Here is a 17,773-nt window from a genome sequence, read left to right on the forward strand (position 1 = left end):
AAGGGGCCGTAACGGCGGGTGCCGTGCCAGTGCTGCTGTCCGCGAAGAATGAGGCCGCGCTGCGGGCCCAGGCCGAGCGGCTGCGTGAGCACCTCGTGCGGAATCCCGAGCTGACCACCGTCGATGTGGCGTTCTCGCTCGCCACCACGCGCTCTCACTTCGAGCATCGGGCCACGTTCGTGGCGACGGACCGCGACGCCTTGCTCGACGCACTGGCGAAAGCCGTTACGGCTCCCTTCCCCCCCGGGGGAGGGTCGGGGTGGGGGAGCGGAAAGCTCGCCGTCCTCTTCACCGGCCAAGGCAGCCAACGCCACGGCATGGGCCGCGCCCTCCATGACGCCTTCCCCGTCTTCCGCGACGCCTTCGACGCCGTCTGCAGCCGCTTCGACCCCCAGGTCCGCGACGTCGTCTTCTCCCACGACGAGCGACTCCATCAGACCCTCTTCGCGCAAACCTCCCTCTTCGCTCTCGAAGTGGCACTCTTTCGCCTCTTCGAATCCTGGGGACTCGTTCCCGATGTCTTGCTCGGACACTCCATCGGTGAGCTCTCCGCCGCCCATGTCGCAGGCGTCCTCTCCCTCGACGACGCCTGCACCCTCGTCTCCGCGCGCGCTCGCCTCATGCAAGACCTCCCTCAAGTTGGCGCCATGATCGCCCTTCAAGCCTCCGAGGACGAACTCCTCGCCCTGGGCCATGGCCATTCCATCGCCGCCCTCAATTCCCCTTCCTCCACCGTCATCAGCGGCCCCGAAGACCACGTCCTCGCCATCGCCCAACACTTCTCCGCACTCGGCCGCAAGACCTCCCGCTTGCGCACCAGCCACGCCTTTCACTCCCACCTCATGGACGGCATGCTCGACGCTTTCCGTCGCGTCGCCCAAGGCCTGACCTTTCACCCTCCCCGCATCCCCATCGTCTCCAACCTCACCGGCAAGCGCGCGCTCGACCACGACCTCTGCTCCCCCGAATACTGGGTCCGTCATGTCCGACACGCGGTGCGCTTCGTCGACGGCGTCCGCTCCCTCGCCTCCGACGGCGTCTCCACCTTCCTCGAGCTCGGGCCCAACGGCGTCCTTTCCGCTCTCGCCAGCGAGACCCTCTCCGAAGAAGGCTCCTTCCTCCCCGCCCTGCGCAACAAGCACGATGACGTCCTCTCCCTCGTCTCGGCGCTCGCAGCCCTGCACGCGCGCGGTACCTCCCTCGATTGGAATACCTTCTTCGCCCCCCTCCAACCACGCCGCGTGCCCCTCCCCACCTACGCCTTCCAGCGCGAGCGCTTTTGGCTCGATGCGCCGCGATCGCTTCTCGGCAACCGCGCGGGTGTGCCTGCGGGGCGGTATCCGCTCGCGGGACGAAGGATCGATCTTCCCGATGGCTCGGCCCTGCATAGCATCGACGTCGGCCCCGGCGTGCAATCGTACCTTGGCGACCACGCCGTGCACGGACGCGTCGTGCTCGCGGGCGCCTTTCACTTGGCCATTCTGCTGGCCGTCGCGGAATCGCACTGGCCGGGGTTCCCGATCGAGCTGCGCGATGTGCAGTTCGTGCGCGCCCTGGCGTTCGAACATGCGTCCGAGATCGTGAGCCTCCAGGTCCAGCTCACGGCCACCGGCGAGGGATTCTCCGCCACCGTCGCCTCGCGGCGCGGGGACGTCTGGACCACGCATGCCACGGCGATCCTCGCGTCGGCGAACCCGAGCGAGCTGCCGGTGCGCACGGCGGCCCATCCCTTGTCGCTCGACGACGATTCCGGCACGGCGACGGAGCTGATGGACGCACTCCGCACCTTCTCGATCGACTGGGGCGCGCAATGGCGGTGGCTCCGGCGCATCGGCACGGTGCGGGCGGGCGCGGTGCTCAGTTACCTCGAAGCCCCCGAGGGGGCCAGCACCGACGATGCGCCCCTGCCCGGTGCCCTCATCGACAACACCTTCGCCGGCGTCGCCATGGCCGGGGGCATCGAGGCACTCGGCACGAGCCATGTGCCGTTGTTGCCTTTTGGCGTGGAGCGGCTCGTTTGGTACGGGCACCGCACGATGCCCTGCTGGGCGGATTTTCTCCTGCGCGACGGCGCCCGAACCGACGCCGACAGCGCCGTGGGCGACATCGCACTCTGGGATGCGAACGGCTCGCCCGTCGCCACCATCACCAGCTTGACCGCCCGACGCGCGCCGGCCGAGCGCTTTCTCCCGGGCCAAACCGCGCGGCACCTCTACAGCCTGACCTGGAGCGAAGCCCCGGCCACGAACGCGGCACCTCTTCGCGATCCCCTCGTCGTGAATCTCTCCGCCCCGCCCTCCACGGACGTCGTCGCCGGCGCCCATGAAGCCACCGAGCGCGCACTCGCGCAGGTCCAAACGTGGCTCGCGGATTCGACCTCGCGCCCTCTCGTCCTGCGCACGCGTCGCGCCGTCGCCACGCGCCCCGACGAGGACGTGCTCGATCTCGCCCATGCCCCCATCTGGGGACTCGTCCGCTCCGCACAGGCCGAAAACCCGGACCGAACCATCCTTCTCGTCGACTCCGACGACGACTTACCCATCGAACTCGATCCTTCCGAGCCCCACGTCGCCTTCCGCAACGGCCGACGGTTCGTCCCTCGCCTCGCCCGCGCCCCCTCCACCGACCTTCCCACGCCAAGCCTCCGCGGCACCGTCCTCATCACCGGTGGAACCGGCTCCCTCGGCGCCTTGCTCGCCCGCCATCTCGTTTCCAAGCATGGCGTTCGCAAGCTCCTCCTCACCTCCCGACAAGGCCCTGCCGCATCCGCCGCCAACGACCTTCAACGCGAACTCGAAGTCCTCGGCGCCTCCGTCTCCATCGTCGCCTGCGATGCCTCCGACCGCGCGGCCTTGCAATCCCTGCTCGCCGAACACCCTGTCAACGCCGTCCTCCACGCCGCAGGGACCATCGACGACGGCTTGCTCGCTTCCCTCACACCCGAGCGCCTCCACTCCGTCTTGCGCTCCAAGCTCGACGCCGCCTTTCACCTGCACGAGCTCACCCAACACCTCCACCTCGACGCCTTCATCCTCTTCTCTTCCCTCTCCGGCGTCCTCGGTGGACCGGGCCAAGCCAACTACGCCGCCGCCAATGCCTTCCTCGATGCCCTCGCCCATCACCGCAAAGCACGCGGCCTTCCCGCGCTCTCCCTCGACTGGGGACACTGGGCTCACAAGAGCGGCCTCACCGCCCACCTCTCCGACGCCGACCTTCGACGCATGGCCCGCAATGGCATCCGCTCCCTCTCCACCGACGAAGCCCTCGCCCTCTTCGACGCCGCCCTCGCATCCTCGAATGCCTCCCTCATCCCGGCATCCCTCGACCTTCGCGCGCTCACGCGCACCAATGCCCCCGCCGCGGCATCCCTTCCACAGCGCCTGCTCGCCCTGCCACCGGAAAACCGCGAGCGCGCACTCTTCGACGTCGTGTGCGGCGAAATCGCGGCCGTCCTGGGAATCGGCTCCCCCGGCAGCCTCGATCCCCACGCCCCGCTCCAGGAGCTCGGCCTCGATTCGCTGATGGCCCTCGAGCTGCGAAACCGACTCGGCGCCGCCATGGGGTCACGGGTGCAGGCCACCCTGCTCTTCGAGCACCCCACGCCCGCCGCGCTCACCCAATTCATGCTCGATCGACTCGCCGGCGCCCAGCCGCCGGCCCCCACCGAGATCGACAAAGTCGAAAGCACCCTTGCGACGTTGCACGCCAACGAAGCCCTGCGGGGAGAACTCACCATTCGCCTGCAGGCCCTCTTGAAGAAGTGGACGGGCCACGATGATGCGGACTTCACCGAGAAGGTGGACGCCGCGAACGTCGACGAGCTGCTCCACATCCTGGACCAGGAGTTCGGAGAAAACGCCCATGTCAGCGGACCGTGAAGAGATGCTCGCGCAGTACTTGAAGCGCCTCACCCACGAGCTCCATGCGACCAAATTGCGCTTGCGCAAGCTCGAGGAAAAGTCGGAAGAGCCCATTGCCATCGTGGCCATGAGCTGCCGCTTTCCCGGCGGCGCATCCTCCCCCGAAGGACTCTGGGACCTTCTGCGCGAGGGGCGTGATGCCACCACCGAGTTTCCCCAGAACCGCGGCTGGGACGTGGACGCGCTCTACGATCCCGAGCCCGGCAAGGCCAAAAAGTCGTACGTGCGCCATGGCTCGTTCCTTCATGACGCCGACCAGTTCGATGCGGCGTTCTTCGGCATCAGCCCGCACGATGCCACGCCCATCGATCCGCAGCAGCGCCTTCTCTTGGAGGCCGCCTGGGAGGCCTTCGAGCGCGCGGGGATCGTGCCGCAGACCCTTCAGGGAAGTCTGACCGGCGTCTTCGTCGGTGTGATGGTCAACGATTACCTGATGCGCATCTCGGGCTCCGACGATTCGCTCCTCGGCAGCGCAGGCAGCACCGCGTCGGGGCGCATCGCGTACAAGTTCGGACTCGAGGGGCCCGCCATCACCGTCGATACGGCGTGCAGTTCCTCGCTCGTCTCGATCCACCTCGCATGCCAGGCCCTGCGCCACGGCGACTGCACCCTCGCCCTCGCGGGCGGCGTCACCACCATGGCGACGCCGGCCATGTTCATCGAGTTTTGCAAGCTCGGGGTCCTCTCACCGGATGGCCGCAGCCGCGCCTTCTCCAGCGACGCCAATGGCGCGGGGTGGGCCGAGGGCGCGGGGCTGGTGCTGCTCGAGCGGCTCTCCGATGCGCAGAAGAACGGACACCCGGTCTTGGCCGTCATCCGCAGTTCGGCGGTGAATCAGGACGGCAAGAGCCAAGGATTCACGGCGCCCAATGGCACCGCGCAACGGCGCGTCATCCGCCAGGCCCTCGAGAGTGCGCGGCTCACGCCCGCGGATGTCGACGCCGTCGAGGCCCATGGGACGGGCACCGCGCTGGGCGATCCCATTGAGGCGCACGCGCTGCTCGCCACCTACGGCGAGGCCCACACGCGCGAGAAGCCGCTGTGGCTTGGCTCGCTCAAGTCGAACCTCGGGCACACGCAGGCGGCGGCCGGTGTCGGCGGGGTGATGAAGATGGTGCTCGCCATGCAGCACGGCCTCTTGCCCAAGACGCTGCACGCGGATACGCCGTCGCCGCACGTCGATTGGTCCTCGGGCTCCCTCCGGCTCTTGACCGAGGGCGTGCCCTGGAAGACCAACGGGCACCCCCGCCGTGCGGGCGTGTCGTCGTTCAGCGTCAGCGGCACCAACGCGCACCTCGTGCTGGAGGAGCCGCCGGCCCCCGAAGCACCGCCGGCGCCTCGAGGGCCCGCGTCCGCGTTGCCCTTCGTGCTCTCCGCCATTTCCGAAACGGCGCTGCAGGCGCAGGCCTCGAAGCTCGCCGCGCACCTCGCCGCGCGCCCGGACATGGCGCTCGACGATGTCGCGCATTCGCTCGCCACCACGCGAACGCACTTCGCGCACCGAGCCTCCGTCGTCGCGCGCGATCGCGCATCGCTGGTGAGCGGCCTCGATGCGCTGGCCCAGGGGCAGTTCGCCCCGAACGTGGTGCTCGGTCAACGCAAGCCGGCGGGGAAAGTCGCGTTCGTCTTTCCGGGGCACGGCTCGCAATGGGCCGAGATGGGACGCGTGCTCCTCGAGCAGTCGCCGGCCTTTCGCGAGCACGCCGAGGCTTGCGCGCGTGCGCTCGCACCGCACTTCGACGAACCGTTGCTCGCGCTCTTGCGCAGCGCACCGCCCTCGGCGCTGAAGCGCGTGGACATCGTGCAGCCGCTGGTCTTCACCGTCATGGTGTCGCTGGCGGCCGCATGGCGCGCGTTGGGCATCGAGCCGGACGCCGTCGTGGGGCACAGCCAAGGAGAAATCGCCGCCGCGTACGTCGCCGGCGCCCTGTCCCTCGAGGATGCGGCCAAGGTCGTGGCGCTGAGGAGCCGTGCCTTGGCGACCCTTCGCGGCAAGGGCGCCATGGCGTCCATCGAGCTGCCAGTGCGCGAGCTCGAGCCGCGGGTGGTGCGCTTCGGAAAGCGCCTCGCGGTGGGCGGCATCAACGGCCCGCACTCCACCGTCGTCTCGGGCGATCCCGATGCCATCGACGAGCTCCTCGCCGAGCTGCCCGCAGGGGTCTACTCGGTCAAAATCGGCGTCGACTGCGCCTCGCACAGCCCGCAAATCGAGTCCCTTCGCGAAGGGCTCGCCGACGCGCTCCGAGGCCTCACGCCGCGAGCGGGCACCGTCCCGCTCTATTCGAGCGTCACCGGAGCGCGCGTCGAGGGTGCCTCGCTCGATGGCGAATACTGGTACCAAAATTTGCGGCAGCCCGTCTCCTTCGACGCGGCGGTCCAGAAGCTGCTCGCCGACGAGCATCGCTTCTTCGTCGAAGTGAGCCCTCACCCCGTGCTCAAGCTGGTGCTGCAAGAGGCCCTCGAGACGCATCGCATCTCCGGCGCCGTCGTCGACTCCGTGCAGCGGAGCCAGGGCACGCTCGATCGACTGCTTCTCTCGGCCGGCGAACTCCACGCGCACGGGCATCCCCTCGATTGGCCGAGCGTCCTACCGCCCGCGCGAAGCGTCGCCCTTCCCACGTACGCGTTTCAGCGACGCCGCTTTTGGCCGGACATGGTCGACGGCGACGTGCAGAGCGCCCCCGAGACGAGGGCGTCCACGTCGGCCGAGCACCTGCACCCGCGACCGCCCTTGTCCAGCGCGTACGTGGCGCCCTCGACGGACATCGAGCGCGTGCTCGCCGACGCGTGGGGGCAAGTGCTGGGCATCCGCGAGGTCGGCGTCCACGACGACTTCTTCGAGCTCGGCGGCAACTCGGTCATCGCGGGCCAAGTGCTCTCGCGCCTCAAGAGATCTTTCCCGATCCAAATTCGCTTCGACCTCTTCTTCGGCAACCCGACCATCGCCGCCTTGGCACCCCGCATCGAGGAGCGCCTCATCGCGGCCCTCGAAGAGCTCCCGGAAGACGAAGCGGAGCGGCTCCTGGCGACCTACAACCCAGCCCCCCATTGAGGACCCCATGACTCAGGAAATGTCCGCCACGAAACGCGCCTTGCTCGAACGATGGAAGCGCGGAGGCGCGGAGGCCGCGAAGACGGATATCCCGCGCATGAAGCGAAACGGCGCCACCCTGCACGAGGCACCGCTTTCCTCGACGCAGCAGCGTCTCTGGTACCTCGATCAGCTCGTCCCGAACAGCCCTGCGTACAACGTGCCGTTCGTGGGCCGGCTCACGGGCCATCTCGATGCGGGGGCACTCCAGCGCGCGCTGACCGAGATGGTTCGCCGCCACGAGACCCTGCGGACGACGTTCCCCACCGTCGGGGGTCGCGCCAAGCAAATCATCGGCGCACCGTTTCGCGTGGAGCTCCCCATCGAGGACTTCAGCGACCTGACCGCCGCCCAGCGCGACACGCGGGCCCAGGCCGTCGTCCACGAGGAGGCGCAGCAGATCTTCTCGCTCGAGCGCGGACCGCTCTTCGCCGCGCGCCTCGTGCGTCTCTCCGCCGACGAGCATCTCTTCCTCATTACGATTCACCATATCGTCTCCGACGGGTGGTCGCTGGGCATCTTCAATCGAGAGCTCGCGGCATTGTATGCAGCTTACACACAAGGCCAACCGAGCCCGCTGGGCGAGCTGCCCATTCAATATGGCGACTTCGCGGCGTGGCAGCAGCAACGGCTCGCCGACCATGCCTGCAAACCGGATCTCGACTTCTGGAAGCGCGAGCTCGAGGGACTTTCGCCGCTGTCGCTGCCGACGGACCGTCCGCGCCCGGCGGTGCAGACCTTCCGCGGTGCCCGAATGGAGTTCGTGGTGCCCGAGGGCATCACCTCCGCGGTGCGCGAGGCGTGCAAGCGCGAGGACGTCACGCCGTACATGTTCTTCCTCGGCGCCTTCACTGCGCTGCTGTCGCGCTACTCGGGCCAGGATGACATTGCGGTGGGCTCGCCCATCGCGAACCGCGGGAGGGTGGAGACCGAGGGGCTCATTGGCTTCTTCTCGAACACCATCGTGCTGCGCACGGATCTGTCCAATGATCCTTCCTTTCGGGAGTTGCTCGCACGCATCCGCAACCGCTCCCTCGGCGCCTTTCAGCACCAGGATCTGCCCTTCGAGCAGCTGGTGAACGAGCTGGAGACCAAACGGGATACGAGCCGCAATCCGATCTTCCAGGTCATGATGGTGCTGCAAAACTCGGTGAGCGAGCGGGTTCCGTTCGCCGGGCTCGAATCCACCTTCGAAGAGACGCCGTCGGGCACGTCGAAGTTCGATATCTGGCTTCAATTGCTGCCGGTCGCGGGGACGTGGCAGGCGACCTTCGAATACGCCACGGATCTGTTCGACGAGGCGACCCTCGCGCGCATGTCCAAGCACCTGCTGACCGTGCTCGAAGCCGTTTCCACGCAGCCCGAACTCGCGCTGTCGCGCATTCCCTTGTTGGACGAGGCCGAACGGCACGTGGTGCTGACGGCGTTCAACGATACGGCGCGCGATTATGGCACCGAGCGCCTGCTCCACGAGCACATCGAAGAGCAAGTCGAGCGCTCGCCCCACCGGATCGCGGTGTCGTTCGAAGAGCAAACCTTGACGTACGCCGCCCTCGACGAACGCGCCAATCAGCTGGCGCACTACCTGATCGCCGCGGGCGTGAAGCCCGACACCTTGGTGGGCGTCTACGCGGAGCGCTCGACGAAGCTGGTCGTCGCGTTGCTCGCGATCCTCAAGAGCGGTGGCGCCTACGTGCCGCTCGACCCGTCGTACCCCGACGAGCGCATCGAGCACATGATCCGCGATACCGCCGTGCCGGTGCTGCTGACCGATCGCGGCCTGCCGGCGAGACTGAGCGCGCGCCTCGCAGACGTCACCACGCACACGGTGAGCCTCGACGATTGGACGGAGATTGCCAAGCAGCCGCGGCACCGTCCGGCGGTGCGCATGCCAATGGATCGATTGGCGTACACGATTTTCACCTCGGGCTCCACGGGCCTGCCCAAGGGGGCAATGAACACGCACCGGGGGATCTGCAATCGGTTGCTCTGGATGCAAGAGGCCTACGCCCTGACCCACGAAGACAGCGTGCTTCAGAAGACGCCTTTCAGCTTCGACGTCTCCGTGTGGGAGTTCTTCTGGCCCTTGATGACCGGCGCTCGCCTGGTCGTGGCGCGCCCCGAGGGGCACAAAGATCCGGGCTACCTCGTGGAGACGATCCTGCGCGAGCGCATCACCACGATGCACTTCGTTCCGTCGATGCTCCAGGCCACCTTGGATCACCCCAGGGTGTCGGAGTGCACCTCGCTCGTGCGCGTCGTGTGCAGCGGCGAGGCGTTGCCGGCGGAGTTCCGCGACCGCTTCTTCGCGAAGCTTCCCTCGAGTGAGCTACACAATCTGTACGGGCCGACGGAGGCGGCGGTGGACGTCACGTTCTGGCAATGCCGCAGAGAGGACACGTCGCCGGTGGTTCCGATCGGCAAGCCAATTGCGAACACCCAGATTTACATTCTGGATACGCACGGAGAGCCGGTACCGGTCGGTGTTCCCGGGGAGCTTTACATCGGTGGTACGAACGTCGGGCGCGGGTATTTGAATCGGGCGGAGCTCGATGCCGAGCGGTTCGTGCGCGATCCATTCCTAAACGGTGTGTCGAAGATGTATCGCACCGGCGATCGCGCGCGGTGGCTGCCCTCGGGCGACGTGGAATTCATGGGCCGGCTCGACTCGCAGGTCAAACTGCGCGGGCTGCGCATCGAGCTCGGGGAGATCGAGCATGCGCTGCGCAAGCATGACCATGTCGCCGATGCGGCGGTGGTGGTGCGGGGCAAACAGCTCGCGGCCTACCTGGTGCCGACGCACGAGACGCTCGAGGGACTGACCGCGACCGAGGAGCATGTGGCGCAATGGGAGGGCGTTTTCAACGAGGCGTACACCGCGGGGGAGACCCCCGTCGACGCAGCGTTGAATCTGGCGGGCTGGAACAGCAGCTACGACGGCAAGCCCATTCCCACGGAGGAGATGCGCGAGTGGGTCGAACGCACCGTGGAGCGCATCCTGGAGACCAAGCCGCGCCGCGTGCTGGAAATCGGGTGCGGTACGGGGCTCTTGCTGCTGCGCATCGCGCCCCACTGCGAGCACTTCGCGGGGACCGATGCGTCGGCGCAGGCGCTGCACTACCTGCGTCCGCACGTGGCGGGGCTGTCCAACGTGACCCTGGAACACCGCGCGGCCGAGCGCTTCGAAGGGATGCAGGCCGGCAGCTTCGACACCGTGGTGTTGAACTCGGTGGTGCAATACTTCCCGAGCGCGGACTACCTCTCCCGCGTGCTCGAAGGGTGCATCGATTTGGTGCAGGACGGGGGGACCATTTTCCTCGGCGACATCCGCGACCACGCGCGGTTGGAGACGTTCCACGCGTCGGTGGAGATCGCGAATGCCGATCCCGAGGCCGAGATCGAGCACCTTCGTCAGCGCATCGACCGCCGCTCGTTCCAGGACAACGAGCTCGCGGTCTCGCCGTTGTTCTTCCTCGAGCTGGTGAAGCAACTGCCGCGAGCGGCGGGCGTGCGCATTCTGCTCAAGCGCGGGCGCGCCACCAACGAGCTCACGCGCTTCCGGTACGACGTGCGCATCGATGTGGGGCGAAATGACCAGAAAGAGCACGCGGCGGCCGATGTGGTACCGCTCGACTGGTCCGAGGACGGGCTGAACCTGGGGAAGCTCGAGCAGATCCTCGCGGACGCCCAGGGCCCCATTCATGTGCGACGCGTGATCAACCGGCGATTGGCCCGCGACGCACGCGCGCTCGACGCGCTGAAGAAGGCCGACGGCGATGCGCACCTTGACGCGGTGCTCGAGCCGGCGCGCGCGGGGGATGCGGATGGCGAGGAGCCCGAGGCGTTCTTCGAGTTGGCCGGGCGCCTTCCCTACGAGGTCGACGTGCTGTGGACGGGCTTCGATGGCCCCGAGCATTTCGACGTCGTGCTGACGCCACGCGGACGGCACGCGGGGAGCGTCGTTGCCGCGAGCGTTCTCTCCGTGCCGGGCCGCGAGAACACCTCGCGCATTGCGCGAAGCAACAATCCGCTGCACGCGAAGCTGGCACGCCGGCTGGTGCCGGAGTTGCGCAGCTACCTCGGGGACAAGCTGCCCGAGTTCATGATCCCCAATGCCTTCATGCTCCTGGATCGGCTGCCGGTGTCGCCGAACGGCAAGCTGGATCGCGAGGCGCTGCCGCCGCCCATCCGCGTGCTGCCCGAGGCGACCGCGGGCGATGCGCCGAGCACCGCCGCCGAGGAGACGCTGGCGGCCATCTGGGCGCAAATTCTCGGACTGGAGCGCGTCGGGGTCGAGGCGAGCTTCTTCGAGCTGGGTGGCGATTCGGTGCTCAGCATCCAGGTGGTGGCCCGCGCCAACGAGGCGGGCCTCGCGGTCACGCCGGGCGACATCGTTCGGTACCAATCGATCCGACAGCTCGCCGCCGCCGCGAGCAGCAAGGAAGCCGCGGCGCCGGCGGTGCCGTCGCGACCCTTCGTCGAGCTCTCGCCCGCGGAGCTCGAGGCCATCTCCGCGCGGACGCGGCCGGCCGAATACGGGTTTCCGCTTTCCGCGTACCAGCGTGAGCTGCTGCTCCACCGGCGCGCGAATCCTTCCGCGGGGCTCTACGTGCAATTCATGGTGACTCGGCTCCGGGCGGCGCCGGGCGGCGTGCTGGATCTCGACGCCGTCGACGCCGCGTGGCAAGCCGTGGCCGAGCGCCACCCGACGTTTCGCGCGTCGCTGCAATGGGAAGGACTCCCGGAGCCGTTCCAGGTGGTTCACCGCCCGGCACCGATCCAGGTCGAACGCCACCAGGGCTCGAACTGGAAGGAGTGGATCCGCGCCGGTCAAAAGGAGGGCTTCGTCCTGGATCAGCCGGGCCACGTCCGCATCGGCGTATTCCAGACGGCACCGGACGAAGCGGTCATGGTCTGGTTGTACAACTACATGTTCTCGGATGGCTGGAGCACGTCGTTCGTCCTGGGCGACTTCGTCGTTCATTACGATGCGATTTTGCGCGGCGTTCCCGTGGAGCTGCCCCCCGCCAATCCGTATCGCCGCTACATCGAATACCAGCGCGGTTTGGACCTCACCGAGACCGAGGCCTTCTGGCGCCGCACCATGTCCTCGTTCGACGGGGCGACGCCGCTGGTCGTCTCGCTCGGCGGCACACGCTTGGCGCCTTCGCAGGGCGGTGCCTACGTGCGCAAGGATCGCGCAATCTCGCCCGAGGCCAGCGCCGCACTCCGCGCACTCGCCAAGCGCGCGCACATCACCTTGAACAACCTGGTGCAGGCCGCGTGGGCGCTCATCCTCGCGCGATTCACGGGCCGCACGCGCGTGTCGTTCGGAAGCATGATGTCCGGCCGCTCCGCGAGCCTCGCCGGCTACGAGCGCATGGTGGGCATCTTCACCAGCGCCCTGCCCATGCTCGTTCCCGTCGCCGGCGAGCAATCTTTGGTGGATTGGCTGCAGGAGCTACCCCGCATCCAGGCCGATCTGAACACGCACCACCACGCGTCCCTCTCGGACATCCGGCGTTGGTCCGGCCGCCCCGAAGACGCGCCGCTCTACGACTCGTGCTTCGTCTTCGTCAACTGGCCCACGAGCGCCGACGTGGCGCCGGGCGATCAGCGCCCATCGCTCGAATTCATGGACGGCCAAACCCAGACCGAGCACCCCCTCCGCTTCGTATGCTTCGCCCTAGGCCCCAGCCTGACCTTGCAGTTTCTCCACTACGAGGCCCAACTGCCCAACTCCGTCCTGGAGCCGCTCATCGAGGCCACGTGCGATCTTCTGGAGCGCCTCGGCCAATGCGAACAGGCCCCCGTAGCCGACGTGCTCGCGTCGATTCGCTTGGGGTGACGACGAAAGGGGAATAATCTTACCGACGAAATGGACGAGATACAGGAACGATGGTTGCAGGCTTGGTACTTTGCCGCGCAGGCCCACGCGGGCCAGAAGGTGCCTGGAACCGAGCTACCGTATCTCATCCATCTCGGCGCGGTCGGGATGGAGGTGCTTGCCGCCCATCAGAGCTCGCCGTTTGCACGACCGGGGTTGGCGGTGCAATGCGCGTTGCTTCACGACACGTTGGAAGATACCGACGTCGACGAGAAGGCCCTCTTGGCGCATTTCGATCCGGCGGTCGTTGCGGGCGTTCGCGCCTTGACGAAGGATGCCTCTCTGCCGAAGGCCGAGGCCATGGACGACAGCCTACGTCGCATTCGCGAGCAGCCCGTCGAAGTATGGGCCGTCAAGTTGGCCGATCGAATCACCAATTTGGGCCCGCCCCCGCCTCACTGGCGAGCCGACAAGGTGGAAGCCTACCGTGACGAAGCCGCTCGCATCCTCGCGAGTCTCGGCGCGGCGCATGCGACTCTCGCGGAGCGGCTTTCCCGTAAGATTGCCGACTATCCCCCGCCCTCGTATTGAGGTGCCGTTGGTCCGGTGACCGCGGGCGAGTGCGCCGTACGCTTCGCACATCGATGCTTCCGAAGACGCCATTCGTGAATCCGCTCGATCCATGGCCGTCCAAAGCGACGACGATGCACGCCCGCGCGAAGTGGGGCGAATTCACGCGCATCTCGCGCGGGTCGAACGCGAATTGAAAGCGCAAACGCCCGCCGGGCTCACGTTCGATCAGCTGGAGCGGCGCGCCATCGTGATCGACAACTTGCACGCGTACATCGCTGCGGAACGGTATCCCACCAATCGCACCAAGAGCGAGTCCACCCCATCTTCGTCGACGAGGACGGCGTGCGCTGCGCGATGGCGGCCCTTCTGGAGGCGAGTGGGAAGTACGAGTTGGTCGAACGAGTCGCCGCAACCAACGACTACGCCTACATCGAAAAAGTGAAAATCCCCCTTCGAAGGCACACCGGTCACTGTGCGCAAGACATGCGCGCTCGGCAAGCCACCAAAGCACTAGCTCGAGCGTCCATTACGGAAATACCGACGAATTCGTTTGACACATTCTAGCAGTCGACATTTCGCATCTCGCCGAGGCAGATAAATTCAGGCGCCCGCGGGCCCCCTTGCGTCGCACCACCGCGAGATCCTGGGCGCTGTGGGCGACAAGGCCTCCGAAGCTTCGAATTGCGCGATAGTGAGGCAATACGAAGGGCAAATATGTCGATGATAGAATGGCTTCATGAAGCTCGCCGATCTCTCGAACGAACAGGTGCTATCGGGTTTGCACGCCCTGGTCGGCCGTGGGCGCGTGATTCTTGCGAGGCTGCTGGCATACCTTGGTGAAGTCGAGGAACGCCGGTTGGATCTGAAGGCGGCGTGCTCGTCACTTTTCGATTTCTGCGTTCACAGACTCGGAATGAGCGACGATGAGGCCGGGCGCCGCGTGATGGCCTCGCGCCTTGCACGACGATTTCCTATCGCGCTTGGGATGCTGGAGCGGGGAGAGATTCACCTTACGGCGTTTCTCTTACTTCGAGAGCACTTGACGGAAGCGAATCACGAGGAGCTTCTTCAGGCCGCGGCAGGCAAGACGAAAATTCAGGTCCAAGAGCTTCTTGCCGAACGCTTTCCGCGCCCCGATGTCCCTTCGCGAATTCGCGCGCTGCCCAGCGAGTCAACCCCACCGACCGCTGGAAGCACTCCCGCGGTGGCCGCGAAGGCGGGTCTCGTCGAGCCGCTCTCGCCGGAACGGTACAAGGTGCAGTTCACCGCGAGCAAGGAGCTGCAGGAAAAACTCGACCATGCCACGAACCTGATGCGACACGTAAACCCGAATGGGGATATTTCGGTTATCGTCGAGCGCGCACTCGATCTTCTCATCGGAGAACTCGAGAAGCGCAGGCTCGGCAAAGTCAATCGCCCGTCATCGACGACGACCAACCGAAACGCCCGGCCGGGTTACGTGACGAGGGAGGTACGCCGCCAAGTGTTCGAACGCGATGGCGCGCAATGCACCTTCCGCGACGAGATTGGCCGTCGTTGCGAGTCGCGTGCCTTCCTGGAGCTCGATCACGTGAAAGCACGTGCCCTCGGCGGCAGCAATGGGGCAACAAACCTGAGAATACGGTGCAAAGCGCATAACGCTCTTGCCGCCGAACTGGACTTCGGACGTGAACATATCGCGAAGAAGATAGCCGAGAAGAGAATGGCACCGCGCCAGCGCGACTACGAGTCCGACATGGCCCTCGGAGCGTTGACCTCCTTGGGCTTCAAGGAGCAGCAAGCGCGCCGCGCGCTCGCACGGGTCAAAGAGCGGTGGGCCGACATGCCTCCACCGCTCGAAACCGTGCTCCGTGAGACGATCTCCCTCTTGACGTAAGGGATCGCACCGCTGATCGAGGCCTTGCTAAGGAAATTTAGTACGCATGCGCACTATTTATTGCGCATGCGAACCATTTCTGTCACGCTGTTCGTGTGGCGATGGATCGGAGGCTCTTTTTTCTTCTGCCGCGGGCGGCCCGCATGGTGATGGCGCGGGCCAACGACGCGACGATTCGGGTGCTCGGGGTGTCGTCGGCCCAGTTGGCGACGTTGGCGTATTTGGCCAAGAAGCCGGGGTCGACGATGACGGATGTGGCCAACTTGTTCGATTTGAACAAGTCGGGGGTCAGTGGCATGGTGGCGCGGCTCGAGCGGGCGGGGCTCGTGAAGCGGGAACCTAGTCCGCGGGATGGGCGGGCCACCCTCTTGTGGCTGACGCCGAAGGGGGAGTCGGTGCGGGCGGAGTCGATGCCACTCGTGCGGCGCGCCACGGCGGAGATGACCGAAGGCTTCACCCCGGAAGAAGTGGACGTCATTTACCGATTCTTGAATGCCATCATCGACAAGTGCGCGGATGCGGAGGAAGAACCATGAGCGATATCATCGTCACGCAGAATGACCATGTTCTCGAGCTGACGCTCGATCGTCCAAAGAAGAAGAATGCACTGAGCTTTGCCATGTACGAAGCGCTGGCCGAGGCGCTGCAATCCGCGCAAAAGAACCCCGCCGTGCGCGTCGTCCTATTGCACGCTACGGGCGATTCGTTTTGCTCCGGCAACGACATCAACGACTTTCTCTCCGGCACGAACCTCGACCCAACGACCGCGCCGACGATTCGCTTCATCGAGGCCCTGGTGGCCCTCGACAAGCCGCTGGTCGCCGCAGTGCAAGGGGCGGCCGTGGGCATCGGCACGACCATGCTCCTGCATGCCGATCTCGTGTACGCCCACGAAAGCGCCCGTTTCTCCGTGCCGTTCGTCGGCCTGGGCCTCGTCCCCGAGGCCGCATCGAGCCTCCTCTTGCCCCGGCGCGTTGGCCCGGCCGCGGCGAGCGACCTGCTGCTGCGCGGCACCGTCATCGATGCCGTGCGCGCCGCCGCGATCGGCCTGGTGAACGAAGTGGTGCGCGCCCCCGCGGACCTTCTCGCCGTCGCACGCGAACGCGCCAACGACGTCGCAGCCAAACCACCGCGCGCCGTCCGCCTCACCAAGGCCCTCACGCGCAGCCCGCAAGCCGAGGTCCTCGCCCGCGTTCACGAAGAAGCGAAACACTTCGCCGACCGCCTCACCTCGGACGAAGCGCGCGAAGCCTTCACCGCCTTCATCGAACGACGCCCGGCCAACTTCGCGAATTTCTCCTAAGGATCCGTGCGCTCTCGGGCCGACGCGAGCTCGCTGCGCAATCGTGCAGGCTCCCACCCCTCGTCGAGGGCCCGTGAGACCAACTCGGCTTGCGATGCAGGCGCGAGACCGCCGATCGGCGGATCGCGATCCAGGTTCGTGGGAAAGGGATACCCCTCCGCGGAGGCCGCGATGACGTTGTGCAGCGCGCCTGCGCCCGCCGCCTTGCGCTGCAAAAGCACCGGGTAGAGCGCATTCACCATGCGCTCGCGGTTCACGCTCTCCATGGCGCGCCCGAACGCGGACGACACCTGCAGCAGGTTCGCCATGCGGCGGATGTCCGCCGAGCGATTGTGCCCCGCCGCGTGGAACAAGGCCGGATTGAAGAACACCGCATCCCCCTTTTCCAGCGGCCACTGGGCACGGTGCTCGTCGAAATACGCGCGAAACTCTGGCCGGCGCCAGGCGAGATACCCCAATTCGTATTTCTGCGAATAGGGCAAATACAGCGTAGGCCCGCTCTTCAACGGCATAGGTCCATGGGCCACCGCCCCCTGCAACGTCAGCACCGGGGAGAGACGGTGCACGTGCGGCGGGCATCGGGCCGTAAAATCGTCCGATTGGAAACCTAGATGGTAATCCCGATGGGGAAGCTGGGCCTGCCCGCCGGGATTCACCACGTTGATCTGCGACGTCACCTGGTAGTTCGGCCCGAGCCACGCCAGGGACACGAGTGCCAGCATGTCGTTCGCGTAGTAGTCCGCGAAGACCTCGGGCGACGATACCGCCAGCTTCTCCAGCGCATTCCAGACGCGATCGTTGTCCCCTGGCTTGCCGAAGTGATCGCCCGCGGCCACGCCGCGCGCACGCTGATCGGCAATCATCGCGAAGAACGATTCCGTGGCCCGATCGATGACCTCCGCGGAGAATGCGCCGTGCAGCAGGATGAGTCCCGGCCCATCGCTCAGCGCGGAAACCCATTCGCGCGCCACCCCCTCGCGCCCCGACGCCGTCTCCAGAACGCCGCGCACGTGCGCGCAGTCGTACACGATGGCCTTCTGGGCGAAGGCCTCCGCATACGGGTAATCGCGCGGATCGGGCGTTTGCTCGACGAGCGCGCGAAACTCGTCCAACTTGCAGGCGTCGTCCGTGAACCAGCGAATGTCGGACATATCCGCCATTCTTGCAGCCCACGCCGGGAGCG

Annotated in this window: 9 protein-coding genes; 8 read left to right on the plus strand and 1 reads right to left on the minus strand. The window is 66.6% G+C overall.

Annotation, left to right across the window (positions count from 1 at the left end; translation table 11 throughout):
* The first annotated feature begins 23 nt into the window (after positions 1-23).
* The 8 genes from LVJ94_33045 to LVJ94_33080 all read left to right on the plus strand — a co-directional run bounded on the left by LVJ94_33045 (position 24) and on the right by LVJ94_33080 (position 16,590).
* Positions 24-3,878 (plus strand): type I polyketide synthase, encoded by a 3,855-nt coding sequence (locus tag LVJ94_33045; GenBank protein ID WXB01730.1) that lies wholly within the window; start codon positions 24-26, stop codon positions 3,876-3,878.
* Complete coding sequence (locus LVJ94_33050; GenBank protein WXB01731.1) at positions 3,862-6,972, plus strand: acyltransferase domain-containing protein; 3,111 nt, start codon at positions 3,862-3,864, stop codon at positions 6,970-6,972. Before LVJ94_33045 ends, LVJ94_33050 begins: the two co-directional genes overlap by 17 nt.
* A gap of 7 nt (positions 6,973-6,979) precedes the next feature.
* Positions 6,980-12,859, plus strand: a complete 5,880-nt coding sequence (locus LVJ94_33055; protein ID WXB01732.1) for an amino acid adenylation domain-containing protein — start codon at positions 6,980-6,982, stop codon at positions 12,857-12,859.
* 30 nt (positions 12,860-12,889) lie between these two features.
* Positions 12,890-13,429, plus strand: a complete 540-nt coding sequence (locus LVJ94_33060; GenBank protein WXB01733.1) for an HD domain-containing protein — start codon at positions 12,890-12,892, stop codon at positions 13,427-13,429.
* Between the two features lie 91 nt (positions 13,430-13,520).
* Positions 13,521-13,853 carry a hypothetical protein gene (locus LVJ94_33065; protein WXB01734.1) on the plus strand — a complete coding sequence of 111 codons (333 nt, stop codon included), beginning with the start codon at positions 13,521-13,523 and terminating at the stop codon, positions 13,851-13,853.
* Positions 13,854-14,147: 294 nt separating this feature from the next.
* Positions 14,148-15,287 (plus strand): hypothetical protein, encoded by a 1,140-nt coding sequence (locus LVJ94_33070; protein ID WXB01735.1) that lies wholly within the window; start codon positions 14,148-14,150, stop codon positions 15,285-15,287.
* Between the two features lie 101 nt (positions 15,288-15,388).
* Positions 15,389-15,823, plus strand: coding sequence for a MarR family winged helix-turn-helix transcriptional regulator (locus LVJ94_33075; GenBank protein WXB01736.1), 435 nt, complete (start codon positions 15,389-15,391; stop codon positions 15,821-15,823).
* Complete coding sequence (locus tag LVJ94_33080; GenBank protein ID WXB01737.1) at positions 15,820-16,590, plus strand: enoyl-CoA hydratase; 771 nt, start codon at positions 15,820-15,822, stop codon at positions 16,588-16,590. Before LVJ94_33075 ends, LVJ94_33080 begins: the two co-directional genes overlap by 4 nt.
* On the opposite strand, the gene LVJ94_33085 is transcribed toward LVJ94_33080, so the two are convergent.
* On the minus strand, positions 16,587-17,741 hold the full coding sequence (locus tag LVJ94_33085) for a phytanoyl-CoA dioxygenase family protein (GenBank protein ID WXB01738.1): 1,155 nt from the start codon (positions 17,739-17,741) through the stop codon (positions 16,587-16,589). The two genes, LVJ94_33080 and LVJ94_33085, sit on opposite strands and share 4 nt — an antisense overlap.
* Positions 17,742-17,773: the final 32 nt, after the last annotated feature.

The organism is Sorangiineae bacterium MSr11367 (genome assembly GCA_037157805.1).
Taxonomy (GTDB): Bacteria; Myxococcota_A; Polyangia; order Polyangiales; family Polyangiaceae; genus Pendulispora; species Pendulispora rubella.